The organism is Maribacter corallii, from assembly GCF_047345415.1.
Taxonomy (GTDB): Bacteria; Bacteroidota; Bacteroidia; order Flavobacteriales; family Flavobacteriaceae; genus Maribacter_C.
The window spans coordinates 522,540-546,848 of record NZ_JBLFEP010000003.1; the positions used below are offsets into that span (position 1 = coordinate 522,540).

The following is a 24,309-nucleotide window of genomic DNA, read 5'->3' on the forward strand; positions in this document are numbered from 1 at the left end:
TATTTAAATGTTAGATTTTAACTTTGAAGCTGAACTTAAAAGCAAGCGAATGCAATTACTGGGAATAGGGTCTCGTATTGACCATAACGAATATGGAAAAGGTGTGGTGACCAATGTTACGGCCAAACATTATTGGGTGACTTTTATGGAAAACGGATTGGAAACGATTGATTTGGATTCCGATTTTGAGATTATTGAAGCGGTGGAGGATGAAGTGGATACCATCAGCTTTTCGGAAGTGGAGCAGTCATTGATCTCAATTTTAAGAAGGTGGAGCGATGCCTCCTCCTTGACCCCCATAGCGGATAAGTGGAAAGGCGGAAATCTGATTTTAGAACCTAAGGATAGCAATCTCTCCACTAAGGAAATACCTATGGCTACTTTTTTCCATAAAATTGTAATGGTTCGTGACCGTATCCGTGTTATGGAGCAAAAAATCAACTCCAGTAAAAATTTGGATGACCAAGAGAAAGTGGACCTACAGCAATATATCACCCGCATCTACGGCAGTCTAACCACTTTTAATGTACTTTTCAAAAGTCAGAGCGATCATTTTGTAGGGGAGCGTTCAAAGTAAGTATGGCGTAAATACCTATTTTTAGGAAGTAATAATCCAAAAAAGGTCATGAAAAAAATCACTGCTCGACTCTTGCTGATATGTGGAATTGTATGCGCCCAATGCCTTCTGGGTCAAGGGAAAACCAAAGTGCTAGTGGATGCCGATACGGCAAATGAAGTGGATGACCTGTTTGCGCTGAGCATCATTTTGATGAATTCTGATGTCGAAGTAACCGCACTTAATGCGGCACAATGGCAAACCGCGCATTGGACTACTCCAAAAAGTATGGAGGATAGTCACAGGCTCAATCAGATGTTATTAGGCATAATGGGCTTAGACATACCCTTGAAGCGTGGTGGCGCCGCCCGAATGTATGATTGGGGTGATCGTGCCCAACATTCCGCAGCTGCCTATGAAATCATCAACCAGGCCAAAGCACAGAAAGAGGGTGGAAAATTAAATGTCATTGCACTGGGCGCCTTGACCAATGTTGCCTCGGCCGTATTTATAGACCCATCTATAGCCGAGCATATCAAACTTTATTGGTTGGGTACAACATATGATTTTGAAAAAGAGATTCTCAGAAAAGATGATTTTAACTGCGCTATGGATCAATATGCCTTGAACCACTTGTTGTTTTCAGCTGTTGAGATGCATATCATTCCTGTGAGCGTCGCTTCTAAAATGACATTCGACTACGATGAAAGTCGCAGCAAAATGGAAAACCATTTTCTAGGTGATTTTTTACTGAAAATCTGGGATGATCATATCGATGGGGGACGAACAAGTCGCACGATATGGGATCTGTCGATCATCAACGCCTTTTTGCACCCGGAATGGATGGAAGAAGTAGAAATCAAGACTTCTAAAGACAATGGCAACCGCACTGTCTACTACTACAAGGATTTTAAGGCGGATACGATGCGCGCTGATTTTTTTGCTAAGATAAGAGGGTACGAAAGACCCTAAGCGATATCAACTCTAGCTTAAACAGCTTGCTTCTTTTCGGAGAGGTACTTCCAATATCGTTTCGGAACGTGTTGGGTATGTAATTTTCTGTTGATACGTGATTTGATGTTCGTACTCTTGAAATAATTGTTCCAAAGGTCTTGGTAGTCGTATTCGATTCCGGAGAATGTGTCATTTTTATGAATACTGTTGGCGTAGACCTCTTTGATGTCGAGGGAAACGATTTCCACGGAATCCAGATCATAAAAAATACCATATTTGCGTTTTACGTCATAGATCATCCATTGCTGATCGGCATAACGAGATCGAAAGTGTTTTGAAATCAAGGGCAATACATCGAAGTCGGGTTCGATATTGGCAAAATAAATACCATCTTGTGTCAACTGAAAACGCACAAAAGCCTCCATACGATGTTTTTCCCTTCCTACGGATTTTGTCAACTGATCAATCTTTAATACGGTATCGTCCGAAAAGTTCAAATGCATCATATCAGTGGGAGAGAATAATTTTCGGATATACCGGTACAAGAGCATTTCAATGCCCTTATGCTCACTGAGAAAAGCAAAATAGACGTTCTTGATGGCAGAATTACTTTTCTTCTGAATACCGTTCCATACACGTTTGGCCTTATCCATTTGCGTAAAAACTGTTTCAGTGTCGGAGAACAACCCACGTTGCGCTTCCGAGTTCTTTTGAATATCGGCCACTTCGATGCGCTCATCAAATGTCTTGAATACCGCGGTTAAAAACCCATTGAAACTTCCGTCGTAAATTAAAATTTTCGCTTCTTTCATCATTTTCTTTTTAATTAAAACAACCCCTAGACCTTAAGAAAGGCGTTTTGCCCCGTCGCCTTTGGTCAAGCCTAGAGGGATGTTTTTATGATTTACAATACTTTCGGTCAGCGCATACGACTGCCTAAAATACCTTCTTAGGCTACTTTTCCATTCGATAAATAAATAACTGCCATGCAAGACCGATAATCTGGTACGTTCAATTAGCGGATTGGATTTTTGTCACTTATTTTCAAACCTTCTCGTTACTAAATAGTCCATTTCGTTACTTTTTTAATTAAACAATGACAATTGAGCGCTATGCGTACTCCTGAACTTGCCCTGACTGTTCTGGAGGATCATTCCCTTGATCTGTGCGGCCTGTAAATCGCGTCGTTCCCAATATCTTGAATCACAGAGAATAAAATACTTCGCCCTATTCAAAGCCACTCCTATTTTCTTCAAATGATCCCAGTTGAGTTTTCTGAATTTTCGCCCTTTCAAAATTTTGCTCACCGATTTCATGCCCAATCCAGGCACTCGGGCTAGAAGATGTTTATCCGCCGTATTGATATCAATAGGAAAGTAGTGTAGATTTCGCAATGCCCAACTTAACTTCGGGTCGATTTCGACATCTAGATTCGGATGTTTGTCATTCAAAATCTCATGAACGCTAAAACCATAAAAGCGGAGCAACCAATCCGTTTGGTATAACCTGTTTTCACGTAGCATCGGTACCTGTGTACCTATAGCAGGTAGGCGATTGTCCTCTGCTACCGGCACATAACCTGAATAGTATACGCGCTTCATATGATATTTCCGGTAATAATGCGTAGCGGAATACATGATATCCTTATCCGATTCACCCGTGGCGCCTATGATCATTTGGGTACTTTGTCCTGCAGGTGCATACTTTGGAGTACTTTTAATAACTTTCTTCTCTGCCTGATACTGTAAGATTTCGGTTTTGACTTTTAGCATAGGTTTGGTAAAGTCTTCATGTTTCTTATCGGGGGCCAGTAGTTTTAATCCTGAAATGGTGGGCACTTCAATATTTACCGACAACCGATCTGCCCAAAGGCCGGCTTCACGCATCAATTCGTCGCTTGCCCCTGGAATGGACTTCAAATGGATATAGCCATTGAAATTTTCTTCTAACCGTAATTTTTTGGCGACTGCAACCAAACGCTCCATGGTATAGTCCGGATTCTTGAAAATTCCGGAACTCAAAAACAACCCCTCAATATAATTTCTGCGATAAAAATTAATGGTCAAGTCGACCACCTCTTGAATCTTGAAGGCAGCACGTTTGATATCATTGCTTTTTCGTGTTACACAATAGGCACAATCGAAAATGCAATAGTTGGTCAGGAGAATCTTCAATAAGGATACACAGCGCCCATCTTCGGTATAACTGTGGCAAATACCCATTCCCGAACTGTCTCCCAGGCCCTTATTGGTATTGCTGCGTTTGCTGCCGCTGCTGGAGCAGGAAACATCATATTTAGCGGCGTCGGCCAAGATGTTCAATTTCTCTCTGATTCTTTCGAAGGACATAAGCTTTTTTGTAATTATTCCAAAATTATGGAATAATTCCTAATTATGGAAATAATCCAAAAATTTTTATGGATTTATTCCAAATTATGTATATTTGAGAGTCCTGAAAGCGTTGTTTTTATGCAAACCTTGAAAGCAACGCCTTGATTGTGAAGTATCTCGGACATCTAGTTTCAACCAAATACACAGAAGGGGTTACCGTAATGAATTGGCTCACCACGCTCGTACAACTGACCCGTAAAGCACAAATTCAATGGAAAATGAAGTAACATTAAAACGATTTATAGAAATCAGAAGGGAGTTGGGTTTTACCCAGGCCGAATTTGCAAAATTGTTGGGTATTTCTACCACGACAGCCGACATTGAACGAGGGCGTACGAAGCTTTCAGGAAAGGTTGTGGTAGAGTTATTTAAACAGTTCAAAATAAATCCATTATGGTTATTCGGAGAAAGTGAAAATAAGAATCTGGCCACTTCAAACACCAGTGTGATTCCGAAAGTTGTGACCGTTGATTCGGCCGATCAAGAAAATATGGTGATGGTGAACGCCAAAGCGGCCGCAGGATATCCACAGAATATTCAAGATACATCTTGGTACAAAGAACTTCCGGCTTTTGACTTGCCCTTACCCGAATTTAGGAACGCTACTTATCGCGGGTTTCAAGTGGAGGGAGATAGCATGTTTCCTAATTTAAAGCCCGGAGAATGGGTACTCGCAAAGGCGATAGAGCATATCGACCAGGTGAGTCCCAATAAAATGTACGTCGTAGTGCTGGAAGATGCGGTGTTGGTGAAAAAGGTAATTCGGAAACCCAATTCGAACAACGTGACCTTGGTCTCGTTGAATGAAACCTATCCTCCTTATGAAATCAAGCCATTTCAAATTCAGGAAATATGGGAGGTCAGCAGTAAAATCACCTTTAGTGTCGACGCCACTACGGAAACAGGGCTCTTAAAACAATTACAGGAATCAATGGAAGACCTGAAACGACAGTTCAATAAGCAAAAGGCTAGTTAATCAAGCGTAAATTATAAATTCCACTTTTCCGGGGCGCAAACCCTAGACTAGTGTATAAACCAATTGCCGGAGTACGATGATGCCCCGTAAACAGTAGGATTTCGTCCAGACCAAGTGCTTTTGCTTCATCTAGCAGCTTTTCCATTAATTTGCGTCCGATACCTTTGCCACGGTGTTCCGAATCGACCACTACATCCTCAACCAAGCCTCGATAGCCTGAAATGACCTTGTAAGTACTTAAAAGGGCTATTCCAACTATTCCAGAGTCGATTTGGCATATGGCCACCAGAACATTATTATTCGATTCCAGGATCTCTGCCACCGCTCGTTGCTTGTTTTCTGCATTCAGTTGCCGGTATAACAACGATACCTCTTCTTGAAGCGAATCGGTCAAAAGCTCCCGAGTTAATAGTTCTATGTGCATAGCTTTTGCTTTCTTGATTCGAAGATAGCCAATTGACAGGGTATTTTTGAAACTTCATTTGTCGTATATTTAGCACTTAAGTGGGTTATACCGAATGACAAAAAAACTGATTCTACCATTTCTAATTTGTTTTTCTTTTGCGACCTGGTCTCAAGAAGATATTGATCCAACTAATTTATTAAGAGTAGGTTACACTACTGCACCTCCATTCATAGTTAAAAATGGTCAAGACTTGGAAGGTATCAATATTTGGCTATGGGAACGCATTGCCAAAGACTTGAATCTAGAATATGAACTCGTACCGATGTATTTCCCTGACATGCTTGATTCTTTGGGCAATGGCGACATAGATATCAGTATCAATCCGTTGACGATTACAAGTGAACGGAGTAAGGTGATGGAGTTTACCGATCCTTTTTACGCTTCTAATTCGACCATTGTAGTTGCCGATGTATCTGGATTTCGAAAACTAGTACGGTTTATCAAGGCCTTTTTCAATCAGAATTTTCTCAAAGGCTTGTTGATCTTATTGTTCATCATCTTTCTGTTCGGTCTGTTGGGATGGTATTTTGAACGAAAAGCCAATAGCGAACACTTTCGTTCAAATTATCGTGGAATCTGGGACGGCGTTTGGTGGTCTGCAGTTACCTTGACCACTGTGGGTTATGGTGATAAGGCGCCCAAAACCAGAATGGGGAAAATCGCGGCTTTGGTCTTGATGTTCGGGGGATTACTTTTTATATCAGGACTTACGGCCAGCATTGCCTCCAGTTTAACGGTCACCCAGCTGAATAGTAATCCCGAAGGGTTCAATGAATTTAAAGAACGACCTGTCGGTACTATTGGTAATTCAGGAGCGAACCAGTTTTTGAAAGAACATTTTTTTAAGGAAATAAAAACTTACGATGGCTTGGTTCTCGGTCTTCAGGGATTAAAAAGGGGAGAAGTAGATGCCTTTATGTATGATGAGCCCATATTGAAGTATCGTATTAGAGAGGACTCAACGTTCAGTAAGTTGAACATTTTGCCTGTAAAATTCGACGTTCAGTTTTATGCCTTTGGTATTGCTAAACATCAAACGGAACTAGAGCAACGGATTTCCCAGCGCATTCTTGAGATCATGGAGACTCAGGGATGGGAGGTCGTCTTGAATGAATACGGCTTGACCGAGCTTTAATTATAGGCCCTCACATCACCCATGCTCAGAGTGAATGGACCGATTTCATGTGCTGTGGGCAAGAACGGTCCACTTGTCGTCACTTTCCAGTCATCCCAAGTTGCCTTTAGTCCTCCGATGGGAATGATCTGTACCCACATCCGAAAACTTTCTGGAAATCCATTAGCGTTTAATGCCCAAAGATAACTGTCACCAGGAGTACTTCCGCCTCGGGAGTAGGTAACCAAAAGCCCTTCTGAACCATCGTCCAATTTTAAAATACTTCTCTCGGTTCCTTTATCGAAAACCTTAAATGGGGCAACGAGCCAAAAAGAATCATTGTTGAAATAATCCCACGCCGTAGCAATCAGTTCTCTTGATTCATTTGCAGCTAGTTCAGTGCCTTTTTGACTGACCTCACTCAATGCAACGTCATTCAAATCGAGATTGACCGTAAACACCTTCCATTTCACTTCAACCTGGTTCTGTTCCTTATCCCACTTGTAATGATGCGTATTGTTGGGAAAAGACCATTCTAGAAACCGCGTACGTTGATAGGCTTCGTAATTGATCGCTTCGAGCATCTTTTGGGCCAAAGCGTCGGCCTTAGGTCCTGTTTGGCCTTGTGGTAGGGGTTCGTGGTAGATGATGTAAAGAATACCACAAGCAAAGAGGCCTACTAGCAATAGGCCTCCGAGCACTTTCAAAATCTTCTTTAATAGCCTCATACGAGCTCAATAACCCACCGCGGCGTCATCACCCCGTTTATCGGCACCTCCTTCAAGCTTGCCGTCGGGTAACACTCGAATGGCGTCTACTTTTCCGATAATTGGCGTTCGCTCTTCATTGATGATGTACCCTTTGCCTTTCAATACATCCTTTAAAGTTTCTGGAAAACCATCCGGCTCAAAAATCACCATATCGGGTAACCATTGATGGTGAAATCTCGGCGCATTAACAGCATCTTGCATGCTCATATCAAATTCATAGGTGTTTAAGATCGTTTGCGCCACGGCAGTAATAATTGTGGATCCCCCGGGAGTACCGACGACCATCCATAGTTTTCCATCCTTTTCGACAATGGTCGGGGTCATGCTGCTCAACATGCGCTTCTCGGCCGAAATACTATTCGCTTCGGCACCGATGAGGCCAAACATATTTGGCACACCTGGTTTCGCACTAAAATCATCCATTTCGTTATTTAGGAAGAAACCCAACTCATCAGAATACAATTTTGAGCCGTATGCGCCATTCAAGGTAGTGGTAACCGATATGGCATTGCCCTCTTCATCTACAATAGAGTAGTGGGTGGTTTCCATACTTTCTACGATCTCTATATTGCCTCTTTCTATCTCGGAAGATTTGGTGGCTTTGTCCCAAGAAAAATTTTGCATCCTTTCTTGCAAGTAAGAATCATTCAGCAACACATCAAATGGAATGTCCACAAAATCGGGATCGCCTAAGTAGTAATTACGGTCTGCATAGGCCCTTCTAGAGGCTTCGGTGAACAATTGTACCGTTTTAGGGGAATTATGTCCGAAGGAAGCAATGTCATGAGGTTCGATCATTTTAAAAATCTGATTGATAGTGACGCCACCACTACTGGGAGGGCTCATAGAAACAATATGTAAATCTTTGTAATCGAATTCAATAGGTTCGCGCCATTTGGCCTGATAACGTTCCAAGTCCTCTTCGGTTATAAAACCTCCTTTCGATTGAATGAAAGCAGCGAGTTTTTGTGCGACTTCCCCTTTGTAAAAGCCGTCACGTCCGTTTTCCGCGATTTGACGGAAGGTGTTTGCCAAAGCGGGGTATTTGATGATATCCCCTTGTTTGAATTCCTGTGCGAAAAAAGTACTGTCTCCATTAACCTCAATGAATGCAGTTCTTGTTCGATCCAATCGCTTTTGTTGGTTTTCGGTAACGACCACGCCATTTTCCGCGAGAGCGATGACCGGTTCGAAAATCTCTTTTAGCGATAGCTTCCCAAACTTCTTGTGTACTTCGATGACGCCGGCTACCGTTCCGGGAACCCCAACGGCTGTGGCACCTTTGGTGCTCATTCCTGGAATGACATTGCCCAACGAATCTAAATACATGTCTTTGTGCGCCGATAACGGAGCTTTCTCTCGATAATCAATCCCGCCAACATCGCCATTGGCTTTTCGGTAGACCATGAATCCGCCGCCTCCAAGATTTCCTGCAAAGGGATAAGCTACCACAAGGGCCATTTCGGTCGCGACCATGGCATCAAAGGCATTTCCGCCACGTTTCATGATTTCAACCCCGATTTTTGAAGCCTCTTCACGAGCGGAGACAACCATGGCCTTTTCGGTGACCAGCCCGGTTGCGGCTGCGGGTTGTTTTCTACAGTGTACAAATAGGAGTAGGGTAAAGGACAGTAAAAGGAATTTTCTCATTGCTGGTACTTTGGTTTTAGTATAAATTTGAATTAGTCTTTCGATGCTAGTGACACATATTTTTGCCGTGAAAAGGTAATCAATTCCTCAAAAAACGCCGTAAATTCTTTTTCAAAGGCATCATAGTGCTCTTCTAGGTCAAGAATGGCAAAATTCATTTTGGATTTGTTCTTTGTTCTCCGGTTCATACCGTTCAGAACCTTGGCAATCCCTTCCATTTTCGAGTAATTATAGATCCAGTTGTCCGTTATCATATAAGGCATCATTCGTTTGACACCCGCTGGTAGAATTGCATAATTGTCTTCCAGTAAATCATAAAAATTCTCCACGAAAATAGCTAGCGGGGTATCCGAATATCGATTCCAATTCTTTGCCAAGAAGTGGTCATAGAAGATATCGACAATGACCCGACTGTAGTGACTGTAGTTTTTATGTAATCGTTTACTGCTTTTTTTAGGAATGGGGTGCGCATCGGTAAACGTATCGATTTCACGATGCAAAAAGATGCCCTGTTGAATTCGCTCAGGCAAATGATCATATTTATTGGCACGAATGCTATCCGCTATAAAGTTACCAATGGTAATTTCATCGTCTCCAAAAGACAGATAAATATGAGCCAAGAAATTCATAGGATGAATTAAAATCTTGGCGTCGAATTTACAAAGAAGCGCAATAGGTTTAAAGGTGATCCGTTTATATTTGCAGAAAACTTATAAAGACCTATGACATTAATCAAATCTATATCAGGAATTCGAGGAACTATCGGCGGGCAACCCGGCGATAACCTAACACCTATCGATGCTGTCAAATTCGCTGCCGCTTATGGTGTTTGGCTAAAGGGATATTCCAAGAAAGAGGATTTGAAAGTGGTCATTGGGCGTGATGCGCGCCTATCTGGCGAGATGATTCAGAACCTCGTGGTTTCTACCTTGATCGGTTTAGGAATAGACGTTGTCGACCTGGATCTTTCCACAACACCGACGGTTGAAATCGCCGTGCCCTTAGAAAAAGCGGATGGGGGAATTATCTTGACGGCGAGTCACAATCCGAAACAGTGGAACGCGCTCAAATTGTTGAATGAGAAAGGAGAGTTCCTAAATGCTGCGGAAGGTGCCATGATTTTGGAAATCGCTGAAAAAGAAGATTTTGTTTTCGCCGAAGTCGACGATCTCGGTGGTATCATCAGAAACGATTCGTATTTTGATGTACATATTGATGAAGTGCTCGATCTATCTTTAGTCGATGCCGATACCATTCGCCAAGCCAAGTTCAAAGTGGTGGTCGATGGAGTGAACTCCACGGGGGGCATAGCTATTCCTAAACTCTTGAAGGAACTTGGGGTAGAAGTGGTAGAGCTGTATTGCGACCCTACGGGACACTTCCCCCATAATCCCGAACCTTTAAAGGAACACCTGACCGATATCTGTGACCTGGTCGTTCAAGAGAAGGCGGATTTTGGAATCGTAGTCGATCCCGATGTGGACCGATTGGCCTTTATCAGCAATGATGGCGAAATGTTCGGAGAAGAATACACCTTGGTGGCCTGTGCCGACTATGTGTTAGGAAAAACGAAAGGAAGCACCGTATCGAACTTGTCTTCATCACGCGCGCTGCGGGATATTACCGAAAAGCATGGAGGCACTTATGAAGCAGCGGCGGTCGGAGAGGTGAACGTGGTCACCAAAATGAAAGCGACCAATGCGATTATCGGAGGTGAGGGCAATGGCGGTATTATTTATCCTGAAAGCCACTATGGGCGTGATTCATTGGTAGGTACAGCGTTGTTTTTAATGTTGATGGCCGAGAAAGGCGGTACGGTTGCAGAACTTCGCGCCAGCTACCCGTCTTATTTTATGAGTAAAAAGAAAATTCAATTAACTCCCGGTTTGGATGTCGATGGAATACTTAAGACGATGGCCGAAAACTATGCGGATGAAGATATTTCTACAATAGATGGGGTCAAGATCGATTTTGCTGAAAACTGGGTACACCTTCGCAAATCAAATACGGAACCCATCATTCGTATTTATACGGAAGCCAAAAGTCAGTCGGAAGCTGATCAGCTTGCCGACCGTATTATCGGAGAGATAAAAGCAGTTGCCGGTATTTAAGATAATCTCTCTCAAGTGCACTGAGAATAAGAAGCGACTTCTATTCATTTACCTAAACCAAATAGTTCGATAGGACTAACCGAGGTGAAAGTATTTTTATTGACGCTCATCGCCGCATTAAAACAGTCCGGTAATATTGCCTTCCTCGTCGATATCAATAGTTTCCGATGCTGGTCTTGCCGGTAGTCCGGGCATGCGCATGATGTTACCGGTAATCGGAATCAAAAATCCAGCACCGGCCGCAATTTCTATATTTCGCACTGTGATGATAAAGTTTTTCGGCCTACCCAATAATTTGGGATTATCAGAGAGTGATTTTTGGGTCTTTGCGATACATACGGGGAGCTTCTCCAGTCCTAGGTCCGCTATCTTCTTTAAGTCCCTTAAGGCTTGACTCGTATAATCCACATGTTCCGCCCCATAGATTTTGGTAGCGATGGTCTTGATTTTGTCCTTTACCGATTGTTCCCAGTGATACATCGGTGTGAAATCCGCATCGGAAGCTTCAGCGAGTTCAACCACCTTTTGCGCCAGTTCCAGCGTTCCTTCACCGCCTTTGGCCCAGCCCTCTGCCAAAGCAACGGGAACTCCCAATGTCTTAGCTGTAGAACGAATTAATTCTATTTCGGCGTCCGTATCGGAAACAAAGCGATTAATGGCGATAATTGGACTGACATTGAATTGCTTTATATTTTCAAGATGCTTTTCAAGATTGGGAATGCCGTTTCCGAGGGCTTCAAGATTTTCATCGGTCAATGCATCAAGTTTTGCGCTGCCATGATACTTCAATGCCCGAATCGTAGTCGTTAAGACCACCGCTTTTGGAGATAGTCCGGCACTTTGACATTTGATATCGAAAAATTTCTCGGCACCCAAATCAAAACCGAATCCGGCTTCGGTAACGGTATACTCTGAAAAGCTCATACCCATTCGTGTGGCGATAACCGAATTGGTACCCTGGGCGATATTGGCGAATGGTCCCCCATGAATTATTGCCGGATTCCCCTCAATAGTCTGCACTAAATTGGGTTGAATGGCATCCTTTAACAGGGCCGTCATCGCCCCTTCGGCTTTTAAATCGCGGGCATAGATGGGGGTTTTATCAAAGGTATATCCTACAAAGATGTTTCCAAGCCGCTTTTTTAGATCGGGCAAATCTTCTGCCAAACATAAAATGGCCATGATTTCGGAAGCCGCTGTAATATCGAAACCGGTCTCTCTGGGAATGCCCGAACCGGTACCCCCCAATCCGACAATGACCTGACGTAATGACCGATCGTTCATATCAATGACACGTTTCCACGAAATAGTTCGAGGGTCAAGGTTTAAAGAAGCAGTTTTGCTCTGAATATTATTATCGATAAGGGCAGATAACAGATTGTGTGCTTTCTCTATAGCCGCAAAATCACCGGTAAAATGCAGATTGATATCCTCCATGGGTAAAACTTGGGAATATCCTCCACCAGTGGCGCCGCCTTTAATACCAAAAACAGGCCCTAAGGAGGGTTCACGAAGCACTACCGTAGCTTTCTTGCCCAAGCGATTCAGACCCTCGGTCAACCCGATTGACATGGTCGTTTTTCCTTCCCCAGCGGGAGTGGGTGATATGGCCGATACTAAAATGAGGTTCGACTTTTCAGCTTTTGTAAGATCTGTGAACTTTAAGGGGATTTTGGCCTTATATCGACCATAGGGTTCTATCGCATCCTCTGGAAGTCCTAGCTTTTGTGCAATTTTCGAAATAGGTTTTAACTGCACTTTTCTTGCAATATCGATATCTGTCATTGCTTTGGTTTGATTTTGTTTAATTGAATCGTTTTTATCGTATCGAGATAGGTCTCTCGGACAAGCTTGGCGGTTTGATGGTTTCCTTCATGATGCCAACCCGGGGGCATGACGATATACTTCAATTTATTGAGGACTCCTGGAGCGTGAATAACATCTTTGACCAAAGCAACGATTTCTCCAAAGTACACATCCCAAAAATTACCGGAATCCATTTCTCGTGTGATACCATATTCTACCGGAACATCGCGATCTTCATCTTGATAGGTCTTGAAAACCTTATCCCAAATATTGAGCAAGTTGCAGAAATTGGTATCCATATACAAAGGATTGCGTGCGTGGTGCACCCGATGATGCGATGGTGTTAATATGATATTGTTCAATACCCCTAAGCGACCATCTTTCAAAAGGTTTTCCCCAACGTGAATGAAGGCACCGTAGGTACCATCGATGAACATGATCAAGAACAATAGTTCAGGCGAGAGGCCGAAAAGAAGACAAACCGTCGTACGAATGGCATCTGCATACGGACCTTCTAGAAAAAAATGGGCATGCGAGACGGAAAGGTTCATGTCTTCCGGCGCGTGGTGCGTGGAATGCAAACACCAGAAGAGGCGTACTTTATGACCCCAATAATGGTACAAAAAGTGCCCAAATTCCCAAACTACATATCCGTAGATCAACCAATACCAGGTGATGTTCGCTTGAAAAAAGGCGATGGGTTGTAATACCCCGATGAGATAGGTGGTCACGGCAATGGCGATAAAACGTCCGACAATTCGATTGACCAGATAAATCAAAAAGTTAATCTTGTAGACTTTTGCTTGAGGCTTTTTGTAAACGAAACCCAAAATCAGTTCAAGTAGCAGTAGTAGGGGAATAATAGGGTAGATCAATGAAACGATTCCATCATAGGTAGTAAAGGTGCTATAGTCCCCGTGTCTAATAATTTCCAATGCCTGGGAGATTCCTAAAAAACCAGTGATTTCCGTATAAAGGGTATCGAGAATTTCCATGTACACTACAAAATCTAGCTTTAAATTTAGTCAAAATTACCATAGCAAAAGGCCAGAATACAGAACCCCATGGACTTACTGAAATTCAGGTGGAACCTTGTCGCGGTGCTTCCACCTTTTATGGCTCCACAAGTAATGTTCTGGCTTCTCCCTAATTTGTTGTTCAGCGAGTTCGATGAACTTCTTGGTGATTTCGTTGGGCGCAGTATGCTTTCCTGCCAATGTAATCGGAATGAACTCAGCTTGGTAATAGCCACGTTTCACTTTAGAAACTTTCAAGAAGACCACTGCGAGGTCAAGTTTTCTGGCCAGCACCTCGGTGCCATTGTAAATGGGCACGGTAATACCCATAAACGAATCCCAGTAATGGGCATGTACCACCATGGGCGATTGATCACTGACCATTCCGTAAATGGATTTCACTCCCTTTTTCTCGTTACGAATTACGGTTTTTACCGTCTCGTGCGTAGTAATCAGTTCGGTGTTCCATCGCGATCTGAATTTTTTCACCATTCGGTCAAAATAGACGTTGGCCACCTTTTGATATACGGCATAACCCTTACTCTGAACATAGAGGTTTAGACTAACGTTCCATTCCCAATTCGCATAATGCGAACAGGGAACCAAAATACTTTTTTCCTTCTCGATATCCAGAATGCAATCCACATTAGTAATGTGATATCTTTTTTTAACGTCCTCTTTGGACAGGTTCATGGTCTTGACCATTTCCAAAAACATATCGCATATATGTTTGAAGAAGTCCTTCTGAATACGATGGATCTCTTCTTTCGATTTTTTTGGAAAAACCAATTCGAGGTTGTCACGCACGACTTTTTTCCGATAGCCTATGATATGATATACCAAGAAGAACACAAAATCCGAAAATAGATAGAACAATCGGTACGGAAGAATTGAAATCAACCACAAAAAGGGGTAGGCAAGTATAAAAACGAGTAGCTGCATGAAAAAAGTGTCGTGCAAATATAGTTATATTTGATACCAAATAAGATGACCTTATGTACGGTATACACTATGCTACGCTTGCCATTATTGCAGTTAATATCTTGGTTTCTTTAAAGGGCTTCAATGATATCGCCTTTTTCGAACGGTATAAGTTCGGAGTCGGGGCCATCAACGCAGGGCAAAAAGAACGCATGCTGACCTCTGGTTTTTTACATGTTGATTTCACCCACCTCTTATTCAATATGCTCACCCTTTATTTTTTTGCGGATGTGGTCATTAATGGTTTTGGTCCGGTTAAATTTTTGGGTATTTATTTGATCAGCTTGATTGCCGGAAGTCTATTAGCCCTGTTTTTCCATAAAAATGAGCCCTTTTATAGTGCGGTGGGGGCCAGTGGAGCTGTAACCGGTATTTTATATGCAGCGATTTTGTTGCATCCCACGATGAGTTTGTACCTGATGTTCATTCCGATTCCGATTCCGGCCTATGTCGTAGGAATCGGCTATTTGCTGTATTCGATATATGGTATGAAAAATAGAGTGGGCAATATTGGGCATACCGCCCATTTCGGGGGTGCCATTGGGGGGTATGTCACTACCTTGCTCTTCATGCCCGATTTGATTTTTACCGAGACACTGATGGTCATTCTTTTGGCGATTCCTATCCTCATACTCTTTGTTATGGAAAAGTTGGGAAAGATATAGTACGCGCCCACTAATAGACAGTAAAGCGGTGATTTTAACAAGGAAAATTCCCGTTTATCGAAAATAAAGTAGGAAAATATACACTTTGCCTAATTTTGACGTTACTAATAGGACCCAAACCTAATTAGAAAACCTACTTATAATGAGAAATTTGTCCCTGGGAGCTGTCTTAGCTCTCGTTTTTGTGGCCTCGTGTAGTGATGAAACTACCGTATACAGAGACCAATTAGAAGATGATGTGGCCGTAGAAGAAAATGCTACCACATTAGATAATAGTATTTCATTCGATGATGCCGGTGTGCTTGATATATTTGACGAGCAGCGCTTATCCGGTAAATCGTCAAAAGCCGATGAACAGGCAGGAGACTATCCACTTACCCTTGTTGCCCAAATTTCAGCGCCCTCCTATACCGGGGCGACCAACTTAGGAGCGACCCATATCGATATCGATGGTGATTACGCCTATGTGTCTTATAACACTGTGGAAGACGGGTATGCCGGAGGTCTTGATATTATTAATGTCAGTGATCCGAATAACCCACGTTTGACCGGTAGGCTCTATTATACCAATGCGGATATGAATGCCATCGCCTATGATGATGGTTATATATATGCTGTTGGTGGATTCGATTCGGAAAAGAGTACACGATCGGAATTCAATTCCCTCGTAGCCAAAATTGCGGTGAGCGGAGGTCGTTTCAATCTAGGCGCGGGCATTACCTATGGCTTTCAGGAAGGATTTAATGCCACTGACGTCAAAGTATCCGGCGATAGGGTATTGGTAACCAGTGGGGGCGATGGACTTTTAAGAGCCTACAACAAGAGCGATTTGACGATTTTGGATGATGTGCCTTACGCAGACCTTAGATCGGTCGCACTAAACAATGATAAAATAGCCATTCTTGATGCCAGTACGGGCGTAAAGATTATGAATGCTGACTTCGGAGTTACCCAAGAAATCAATATTTCGTCTGATTTTGGGAATTTTGCCAAACGAACCTTGGACTATACGGATGACATGATCGTTGTTTCCGAAGGTTCAAAAGGTGCAGGCGTTTATGATGCCAATTCAGGAAGTTTGTTGAAGTACCTTCCCATATTGATCAACCCAGAAGGGGTTGCTGAGCAAAATATCGTGACCAATGCCGTAGCTTCAAACGAAGGGGTCATCCTCATGGCCAATGGTGGCGCCGGACTCTGTCTTTCGGAAGACCAAGGTACCGACCCAGATTTGGTGGGGATTATCGAATTGAGCGGCTCAATCAATTATGTTGCCTCAAAAGGGGATTACATTTTTGCCGCCTCCGGAAAAAGTGGGGTGCAGGTCATCAAACTGAACAGACCAAGTACGAGCCTTGTAGAAGAGTGTTCATCAAGTCCTACATACTCAGGCAGTTCAAGTTTGACGGTAAATTCAGGACAAGATTTAGCCTATCGTGGATCTAAGCGATTCAACAGCATTACCAATAGCGGTGAATTATTGCTATGTGGGAGCTGGACCGTTAGAAACGCGGTGGATATCAATAGCAATGCCCTCATGGAAATGAACGGCACATTGGTGGTTGGGCGCAACAACCGCAGGAGAGATGTAACGGTTGATGAAGGCGCTACCTTGCGTATCGAAGGAAATTTGATCATCTATGGCGACTTGATCTTGAATGATGGAGCGACCATTGAGTTCTTGGGTGGCACTTCTTCCGCCAATATTTTCGGACAGGTAGTCAGAAATGGCAATACCACGGTAACCGGAACTTTTGACGACGTACGAAATAAATTTTAGGTAAAGCAGTAGCATATAAAAAAGGCCCTAAAGCAATTGCTTTAGGGCCTTTTTCTTTGCGTTTTTCAAATCAATTCAGCAGCTCCGCTACTTTTTCCTCCAAGGCCGGACCCCTGAGGTTCTTGGCAACAATGACCCCATTTTCATCCAACAGAAAAGCGGCCGGGATGGCATCTACGTTGTATAATTTCGCTACAGGGTCATTAAAGTACTGTACATGTGAGACGTGATTCCAAGTAAGCTCATCGTCCGCAATGGCCTTTTTCCAATCTTCAGCTTTCCGGTCTAAAGAAACCCCTAGAATATTGAGTCCTTTGTCATGATACTTCTTATAGACAGATACTACATTCGGATTTTCCGCACGACAAGGTCTGCACCAAGCGGCCCAAAAATCGACTAGCGTAACTTTGCCCAAGACCTCGTTCAAAGCGACTTGCTCCCCATTTGGTCCAGGTGCTGTAAACTCAGGGGCTTTGGCACCAACTTCAGTACTCTTGCTTTTCTCCTCACGGTCCTTAAGAGCCTCAAGTTGTTCCGCAATTCGTTTTGCATCGGTGGTTTCTTTGATTTGGGGTGTAAATGCGTCGAACATGCCTTTCAATTCTTCATAGGTCATTTGCCGCGAGGCGATAGCCCGATCCATTAATAAAACGGAAATCAAAGCATCTGGATGTCCTTTGATATAATCGACATCAAAGTTTTTATACTCTTCCTGCAATTCTTGCATTTCATCTTGCAAAGCCGCGCGGGTCGCCTCATCTGCTGATTGCAGGTCTTGCTGCACCGATTTTGCCTTGTCCGCTATGGCTCTAGACCCTTTCATGTAATCTGAAAAGGACTTATTTTGCATACTTCCTTTTACCTCCGCAAAACCGAGGCTGTCCTTTTGCGCACTATAATTGATTTCGCCGTTTTCTAGAATCAGGGTGGAGTACCCCGGTAGCTCACCCACAAAAATGAAATGCATTTCCGGAAGGTCTTGGACTCCTGTAAATAGAAACTTTCCGCTTTTAATGGTAGTGGTATCCACATCGAGCGGCTGCTTATTAGGTCCGATTTTTTTCAGGAATACCTCGGTACCCTCCTCCAACTCACCCCTAAGTTCTCCGGATAATTCGTAGCCTTCCGGCTTTGAATTACAGGCAACAACTAGGGCCATCAATAGTAGGGGTAAAACTATTTTTCTCATCTGATTACATTTTGAAGGGCAAATGTAGGTATTCTAAAGCGTATAAAAAAAGCCCTTAGCGTTTCTATTTTAAGGGCTTTGCACGTTTAAAAAATAGATTTAGAATTGATATCGAATGCCAAGGGCAACATCGAATTCAAATCGATCATCAAAGCTTTCATAACCCAGTATGCCTATTTCTGGCCTGATGTCCAATGAAATTACCAAAGGTAAATTGAGATTGGCTTCTATGCCGATATCACCCGCGGCAAAAACAAAGAGTCCTCCTTCAGGTTCTATGGCATTATTCGGGTTGTTCACATCTGGAATCAGCTCGAATTTTGCACTTCCGGCCCCACCGCCAAAACCATAGTACCAATTGAAGATGCCATCGATGGAAAAGACATTTTGATATAACAGTGTCGCTTTAAAGGCATCAAATTCGCGGCTATCGCGATATCCGGCGTTCAATTCAAATCGGCTGTACCTGCCAATGGATTTTTGATAGGAGAGCTCTGCACCAAATCCGTCACTCTCGCCAAGACGAAGGCCGAAGGCGTGATTGGCGATTTCCTGTGCACTTAATGTCGCCGTAATAAAAAATAGTGTTGTGGCCATTAATTTTGAGATGTTCATAATATCTTCCCTTAGTGTTGCTATTTACAATTGGGGGCTTCATATCTTTGCCCTATGCTTTGAAAACTTGATTTTCTGTCCAAAAATTGTTCCGAATTGAATAAAAATTTACTTAAAGAGCTACAGCTTGCGCTTGATGGGGAGTTAAAATTCGACGCCTTGAACAAAACGTTGTATGCTACCGATGCGTCAGTATATAGGAAAATACCCTTGGCCGTCGCTTTCCCAAAAAGCGTTGGAGACATCAAAAAACTTATTCAATTCGCCACCAAAAATGGTGTGGGGCTCATTCCTAGAACCGCTGGTACTTCCTTAGCCGGACAATGTGTTGGAGAAGGAATTGTTGTGGACGTGAGCAAGCATTTTACAAAAATAGTATCCCTTAATGAGGGGAAAAAGCAGGTGGTAGTACAACCAGGGGTCATTCGTGACGAACTGAACCTGTACCTACAACCATATCGACTGTTTTTTGGGCCGAACACTTCTACCTCAAATCGTTGTATGCTCGGTGGGATGGTCGGTAATAATTCTTCCGGTACCACATCCATCCAGTATGGGGTTACCCGAGATAAAGTACTTGCGTTGAAGACGGTATTGGCCGACGGAAGTGAAGTGGAGTTTGGGGCATTATCCAAAAAAGAAGTAGAGGCAAAGCGCTATGGGAATACTGCCGAAGCCTCTATATACAGGGAGATTGATAAAGAATTGTCTAACCCGGACATACAATCGGAAATAGTACAGGAGTTTCCGAAAAAGCACATTCATCGACGAAATACGGGCTATGCGGTCGATGAACTCCTGCAGAACAATACCTACGGAAAGAGCACGGCCGATTTCAATCTATGTAAGCTTTTGGCCGGTAGCGAAGGTACTTTGGCCTTTACGACGGAGATTACCCTGCAATTGGATGACCTACCCCCAAACTTATCGGCCATGGTAATTACCCATTATAGAACATTGGAAGACTGCTTGAGCGATGTCGAGCCATCCATGCGGCATGATCTGCACACCTGCGAAATGATGGACAAGGTAATTCTCGATTGTACCAAGAACAATCGAGAGCAGATGAAAAATCGATTTTTTGTTGAAGGTGATCCTGCCGCGCTATTGATGCTCGAAGTAAAGGGCTACTCCAAGGTCGATTTGGACCGCAAAGTGGACGAATTGCTACAGACCATCAAAGTATCCGGATTAAGCTATGCCAATCCGGTGTTGTATGAAGCCGATATCAACAAAGCGCTCGAGCTTCGGAAAGCCGGACTTGGACTACTGGGCAATATGGTAGGAGATCGTAAAGCCGTCGCCTGTATTGAGGACACGGCGGTCGCCCTGGAAGATTTAAAGAACTTTATCGGGGAGTTTACCCAGATAATGAAAGGCTATGGCCAAGATGCGGTGTACTATGCCCATGCCGGGGCGGGAGAACTGCATTTACGGCCTATTTTAAATTTGAAGAAGGAAGCAGATGTGACCCTGTTTCGGAAAATCACGACGGACGTAGCACGCTTGACAAAACGGTATAAGGGTTCGTTTAGTGGAGAACACGGTGATGGTATCGTAAGGGCGGAGTTCATTCCCTTGATGATCGGCGAAAAAAACTATGAATTACTAAGACGTGTTAAGTCTTATTTTGACCCATACAATATATTCAATCCCGGGAAAATCGTTGATGCGTATCCTATGGACGAAGCCCTGCGGTATGAGGTGGGGCGCCGCGAACCCGATATCAAGACCCTAATGGATTTCTCTGATAGTGAGGGTATTCTCAAAGCCGCGGAAAAGTGCAATGGCAGTGGGGATTGTCGCAAGACCGAAAAAATGACGGGAGCGATGTGCCCAAGCTATCATGCGACCCGCGATGAAAAGCATACCACACGCGGAAGGGCCAATGCACTACGTGAGTTTTTAACTACCTCGGAGCACGCGAACAAGTTCGACCAAAAAGAACTAAAGGAAGTATTTGATCTATGCTTGAGTTGTAAAGCTTGTGCTAGCGAATGTCCTAGTAATGTAGATGTGGCAACCTTGAAGGCCGAGTTTTTATACCAGTACCAAGAAAAAAACGGCTATTCGTTGCGAAGTACACTATTTGCCCATAATACCAAATTAAATAGGCTCGGAAGCAAAATGGCCGGACTGACCAATGCCGTATATGGTTCCGGTTTTTTGAGTGGCGTATTGAAGAAATCTACAGGTGTTGCTCAGAAAAGAGATTTGCCAAAAGTGTCAAATTTTAATTTAGATAAATACCTTCAAAGCATTAATAATCAATATGCTAATAGCAATATAAAAGTAGTTCTATATATTGATGAGTTTACAAATTACTTGGATGTCGAGTTGGGCAAAGATGCCATAGAGGTGCTCGTTCATTTAGGGTATGACGTCACGCTTTTTTATGCGGAAAGTGGTCGAACCTACCTTTCGAAAGGGTTTCTAAAACAGGCGCGGAAACTGGCCTTAAAGAATATTCCGAAGTTAAAGACCTACGCGGACAATGGCATGCCGGTAATCGGCCTGGAGCCCTCGGCCATCTTGACCTTTAGGGATGAGTATAAAAGGCTATCAGACGATACCATAGCGACCGAAGCCATAGCGAATAATGCCTTTTTGATCGAGGAGTTCCTGGCAAAGGAAATCGAGGCAGGAGTCATCACCAAAGAGCGTTTTACCAAAGAGTCCCGGTCCGTGAAAATACATGGCCATTGCCATCAAAAGGCGTTGAGCAACCAAAAAGTGACCTTTGACATGTTGAATCTGCCCGAGAATTATAAGGTGACTATTATAAGTTCCGGCTGCTGTGGAATGGCAGGCTCTTTTGGCTACGAGAAAGAGCATTATGAGGTGAGCATGCAGATTGGGGAGTTAAAACTTTTCCCATCCATTCGAAAGGCCGAAGCGGAGTGTATTATTGCCGCAAATGGCACGAGCTGTAGACATCAGATTTATGACGGTACCGAGAAAAGGGCGCTACATCCGATTTCCATTTGGAAAAAAGCATTACTCTAAGGGGATTTCCCCTTCTTTTTCGGGTCGCTGTTTTGCCTTGCCCATACCTTCCTTTTTTTGCGTAATAATGGCAACCAATTCTTGCATATCCATGGTCCTAATATCATCATCCACGAAAAAGGGGAGCAGTTTGTCTTCATCATAGTTGTACACCTTCCATCTCTTAAAATTGTATTCTAGTGCTGTAAGGTGTTCTACCCAGTCCCCTGAATTGAGATAGGTGCACTCACCATGTTGTGTGTGACGCACTTCCTTTTTTGGTTGATGCATATGTCCGCATACAACATAGTCATATCCGTTTTCGATAGCTAGTTGTACCGCTGTATTTTCGAAATCGGCTATGTGTTTGACCGCGTCTTTGGCTCCCAGCTTGATTTTTTGGGACAGGGGGTACCGTTCCTTTCCCATCTTTTGAAATAATCCGTTAAGGATCTTATTTACTAGTAAGAGAAGGTCATAGCCCCGTCCACCCAGTTTTGTCAGCCATTTTAGTTTCTGAATAGCGGTGTCGAATACATCGCCATGAAAAAACCATACTTTTTTCTTACCTAGATCAAGCACCAATTTATTTACAATATGGAGGTTGCCAATGGTGGTATCGCTGAATTTTCGTAAGGCTTCATCATGATCACCAGTGATGTAATAGACCTCAGTACCCTTAGCGGCCATTCCTAATATTTTTCGGAGCACTTTGATATGGGCGGGCGGGAAATAGTTCCTTTCGACCTGCCAAATATCGATAATATCACCGTTCAATATGAGCTTTCGAGGTTGAATGCTGTTCAAATAGGCGAGGAGTTCCTCGGCGTGACAGGCATAGGTGCCCAAATGAACATCTGAAATTACGGAAATCTCGAGCTTTCTTTTTTTCACTCTTTTTTCTTTCCTACAAAATAAACCTATTGGTATAAGTATTCCTTGGAAAGCGGATCAAGATATGATTTAGCTAAGGTTAAGTTTAGTCTATGGTTTTCGTCGCGATGTTATCAAAACATTAGGAGGGCCGTTGTTTTGGTCGACTGTGATTTAAGATTTACCTTTGAAATTCAATACTTACAACTCGATAATGGCAGGAAACACCTTCGGCAACCTATTTAAACTAACAACTTTTGGAGAATCGCACGGGGTCGCGATTGGCGGTGTTTTAGATGGATGCCCCGCAGGAATCAAGATTGATTTAGATGCTGTGCAACATGAGCTGAATCGGAGAAAACCAGGACAGTCCTCCATTGTTACCCAACGCAAAGAGCCCGATACGGTCGAATTCTTTTCGGGAATTTTTGACGGAAAGACGACTGGGACTCCAATAGGTTTCGCGATTCGTAATACCAATCAAAAATCAAACGACTACTCACATATTAAAGATTCATACCGTCCCTCGCATGCGGACTATGTCTACGATCAGAAATATGGATTTCGGGATTACCGGGGTGGTGGTCGAAGTTCTGCGCGCGAGACGGCGAGTAGGGTGGTGGCCGGCGCAATTGCAAAACAATTTCTCAGTTCCATCAAAATCAATGCTTTTGTATCTCAGGTGGGGGATTTACGCCTTGAAAAGCACTATCAAGATTTGGATCTCTCGCTGACTGAATCGAATCCGGTGCGTTGTCCCGATCCGGAAATGGCTAGACAAATGGAGGCCTATATCAAAGAGGTCAGAAAAGAAGGCGATACAGTTGGCGGTGTAATCACCGGCGTGGCACAGCATGTCCCTATTGGTTTAGGCGAACCCGTATTTGACAAGCTTCATGCCGAACTAGGAAAAGCCATGCTTTCCATAAATGCGGTAAAGGGCTTTGAGTATGGCAGTGGTTTCGAAGGGGTCAAGATGAAGGGCAGTGCACACAATGACCAATTCAATTCAGACGGGTCTACAAAAACGAACTATAGTGGTGGTATTCAGGGAGGTATTAGTAATGGGATGGATATTTACTTTAACATTGCGTTTAAGCCGGTGGCTACGGTTATTCAAGGATATGAGACTATTGATAAAGAAGGTAATACCGTTCAAACCAAGGGCAAAGGGAGGCATGATCCCTGTGTGGTACCCCGAGCGGTGCCCATTGTAGAAGCCATGACCGCACTCGTTTTAGCGGATTATTCCCTTTTGAACCGGACCATCAAGTTATAGGTTTAGGGTTTTGCAGGTTGTCCCATGCGGCGCGTCATACTTTCTACTTCGAGCATCCTGCCTCAAAACCATACTTCGTGCTCGAACTGCACATAATTTCAAATCAATTCCCTATCTAGGATTGTCTCGTACT

At 43.3% G+C, this 24,309-nt stretch carries 21 protein-coding genes; 9 read left to right on the forward strand and 12 right to left on the reverse strand.

Annotated features, from left to right (window positions below):
* Positions 1-49: 49 nt before the first annotated feature.
* Positions 50-577: a hypothetical protein gene (locus tag ACKWCA_RS12225; protein ID WP_413978484.1), complete on the forward strand. Its 528-nt coding sequence runs from the start codon at positions 50-52 to the stop codon at positions 575-577.
* Between the two features lie 48 nt (positions 578-625).
* Complete coding sequence (locus ACKWCA_RS12230; RefSeq protein WP_413978485.1) at positions 626-1,528, forward strand: nucleoside hydrolase; 903 nt, start codon at positions 626-628, stop codon at positions 1,526-1,528.
* A 17-nt stretch (positions 1,529-1,545) separates the two neighbouring features.
* Here the strand turns inward: ACKWCA_RS12230 and ACKWCA_RS12235 are convergent, their stop codons facing one another.
* Together ACKWCA_RS12235 and ACKWCA_RS12240 are read right to left on the reverse strand one after the other, a co-directional pair.
* Positions 1,546-2,322 (reverse strand): TIGR03915 family putative DNA repair protein, encoded by a 777-nt coding sequence (locus tag ACKWCA_RS12235; protein ID WP_413978903.1) that lies wholly within the window; start codon positions 2,320-2,322, stop codon positions 1,546-1,548.
* Between the two features lie 273 nt (positions 2,323-2,595).
* Positions 2,596-3,858: a putative DNA modification/repair radical SAM protein gene (locus ACKWCA_RS12240; RefSeq protein WP_413978486.1), complete on the reverse strand. Its 1,263-nt coding sequence runs from the start codon at positions 3,856-3,858 to the stop codon at positions 2,596-2,598.
* 253 nt (positions 3,859-4,111) lie between these two features.
* On the opposite strand from ACKWCA_RS12240, the gene ACKWCA_RS12245 reads away from it, so the two are divergent.
* A complete protein-coding gene (locus tag ACKWCA_RS12245; RefSeq protein ID WP_413978487.1) occupies positions 4,112-4,876 on the forward strand; it encodes an XRE family transcriptional regulator in 765 nt (254 codons plus the stop codon).
* Here the strand turns inward: ACKWCA_RS12245 and ACKWCA_RS12250 are convergent.
* Positions 4,869-5,300, reverse strand: a complete 432-nt coding sequence (locus ACKWCA_RS12250) for a GNAT family N-acetyltransferase (protein ID WP_413978488.1) — start codon at positions 5,298-5,300, stop codon at positions 4,869-4,871. The genes ACKWCA_RS12245 and ACKWCA_RS12250 overlap by 8 nt on opposite strands.
* 94 nt (positions 5,301-5,394) lie before the next feature.
* Between ACKWCA_RS12250 and ACKWCA_RS12255 the strand changes: the two genes are divergently transcribed.
* Positions 5,395-6,477 carry a transporter substrate-binding domain-containing protein gene (locus ACKWCA_RS12255; protein WP_413978489.1) on the forward strand — a complete coding sequence of 361 codons (1,083 nt, stop codon included), beginning with the start codon at positions 5,395-5,397 and terminating at the stop codon, positions 6,475-6,477.
* On the opposite strand, the gene ACKWCA_RS12260 is transcribed toward ACKWCA_RS12255, so the two are convergent.
* From ACKWCA_RS12260 to ACKWCA_RS12270, 3 genes are read right to left on the reverse strand one after another with little or no spacing between them, the layout of a single operon-like run.
* Complete coding sequence (locus ACKWCA_RS12260) at positions 6,474-7,184, reverse strand: hypothetical protein (protein ID WP_413978490.1); 711 nt, start codon at positions 7,182-7,184, stop codon at positions 6,474-6,476. The two genes, ACKWCA_RS12255 and ACKWCA_RS12260, sit on opposite strands and share 4 nt — an antisense overlap.
* Before the next feature lie 6 nt (positions 7,185-7,190).
* On the reverse strand, positions 7,191-8,876 hold the full coding sequence (ggt, locus tag ACKWCA_RS12265; protein WP_413978491.1) for a gamma-glutamyltransferase: 1,686 nt from the start codon (positions 8,874-8,876) through the stop codon (positions 7,191-7,193).
* Positions 8,877-8,908: 32 nt separating this feature from the next.
* A complete protein-coding gene (locus ACKWCA_RS12270) occupies positions 8,909-9,505 on the reverse strand; it encodes an acyl carrier protein phosphodiesterase (protein ID WP_413978492.1) in 597 nt (198 codons plus the stop codon).
* Positions 9,506-9,598: 93 nt separating this feature from the next.
* On the opposite strand from ACKWCA_RS12270, the gene glmM reads away from it, so the two are divergent.
* Positions 9,599-10,987: a phosphoglucosamine mutase gene (glmM, locus tag ACKWCA_RS12275; RefSeq protein WP_413978493.1), complete on the forward strand. Its 1,389-nt coding sequence runs from the start codon at positions 9,599-9,601 to the stop codon at positions 10,985-10,987.
* A 117-nt stretch (positions 10,988-11,104) separates the two neighbouring features.
* Here the strand turns inward: glmM and ACKWCA_RS12280 are convergent, their stop codons facing one another.
* The 3 genes from ACKWCA_RS12280 to ACKWCA_RS12290 all read right to left on the reverse strand — a co-directional run bounded on the left by ACKWCA_RS12280 (position 11,105) and on the right by ACKWCA_RS12290 (position 14,751).
* The gene (locus tag ACKWCA_RS12280) at positions 11,105-12,772 is read right to left on the reverse strand and encodes a formate--tetrahydrofolate ligase (protein WP_413978494.1); all 1,668 of its coding nucleotides are present in this window, start codon (positions 12,770-12,772) and stop codon (positions 11,105-11,107) included.
* Positions 12,769-13,788, reverse strand: a complete 1,020-nt coding sequence (locus ACKWCA_RS12285) for a sterol desaturase family protein (protein WP_413978495.1) — start codon at positions 13,786-13,788, stop codon at positions 12,769-12,771. The genes ACKWCA_RS12280 and ACKWCA_RS12285 overlap by 4 nt, the downstream gene beginning before the upstream one ends.
* A 75-nt stretch (positions 13,789-13,863) precedes the next feature.
* A complete protein-coding gene (locus ACKWCA_RS12290; protein WP_413978496.1) occupies positions 13,864-14,751 on the reverse strand; it encodes a lysophospholipid acyltransferase family protein in 888 nt (295 codons plus the stop codon).
* Between the two features lie 53 nt (positions 14,752-14,804).
* Between ACKWCA_RS12290 and ACKWCA_RS12295 the strand changes: the two genes are divergently transcribed.
* The gene (locus ACKWCA_RS12295) at positions 14,805-15,455 is read left to right on the forward strand and encodes a rhomboid family intramembrane serine protease (protein ID WP_413978497.1); all 651 of its coding nucleotides are present in this window, start codon (positions 14,805-14,807) and stop codon (positions 15,453-15,455) included.
* Positions 15,456-15,597: 142 nt separating this feature from the next.
* Positions 15,598-17,235 (forward strand): LVIVD repeat-containing protein, encoded by a 1,638-nt coding sequence (locus ACKWCA_RS12300; protein WP_413978498.1) that lies wholly within the window; start codon positions 15,598-15,600, stop codon positions 17,233-17,235.
* A 70-nt stretch (positions 17,236-17,305) separates the two neighbouring features.
* Here ACKWCA_RS12300 and ACKWCA_RS12305 read toward each other — a convergent pair whose 3' ends face one another.
* Both ACKWCA_RS12305 and ACKWCA_RS12310 read right to left on the reverse strand, forming a co-directional pair.
* Positions 17,306-18,424: a redoxin domain-containing protein gene (locus ACKWCA_RS12305; protein WP_413978499.1), complete on the reverse strand. Its 1,119-nt coding sequence runs from the start codon at positions 18,422-18,424 to the stop codon at positions 17,306-17,308.
* 99 nt (positions 18,425-18,523) lie between these two features.
* Positions 18,524-19,039 carry a hypothetical protein gene (locus ACKWCA_RS12310; RefSeq protein WP_413978500.1) on the reverse strand — a complete coding sequence of 172 codons (516 nt, stop codon included), beginning with the start codon at positions 19,037-19,039 and terminating at the stop codon, positions 18,524-18,526.
* A 96-nt stretch (positions 19,040-19,135) separates the two neighbouring features.
* Between ACKWCA_RS12310 and ACKWCA_RS12315 the strand changes: the two genes are divergently transcribed.
* Positions 19,136-22,045 (forward strand): FAD-binding and (Fe-S)-binding domain-containing protein, encoded by a 2,910-nt coding sequence (locus ACKWCA_RS12315; protein ID WP_413978501.1) that lies wholly within the window; start codon positions 19,136-19,138, stop codon positions 22,043-22,045.
* Here ACKWCA_RS12315 and ACKWCA_RS12320 read toward each other — a convergent pair.
* Entirely contained in the window at positions 22,037-22,918 is an 882-nt protein-coding gene (locus tag ACKWCA_RS12320; protein WP_413978502.1) for a UDP-2,3-diacylglucosamine diphosphatase, read from the reverse strand. The genes ACKWCA_RS12315 and ACKWCA_RS12320 overlap by 9 nt on opposite strands.
* 193 nt (positions 22,919-23,111) lie before the next feature.
* On the opposite strand from ACKWCA_RS12320, the gene aroC reads away from it, so the two are divergent.
* Positions 23,112-24,176, forward strand: coding sequence for a chorismate synthase (aroC, locus tag ACKWCA_RS12325; RefSeq protein WP_413978503.1), 1,065 nt, complete (start codon positions 23,112-23,114; stop codon positions 24,174-24,176).
* The last annotated feature ends 133 nt before the right edge of the window (positions 24,177-24,309 follow it).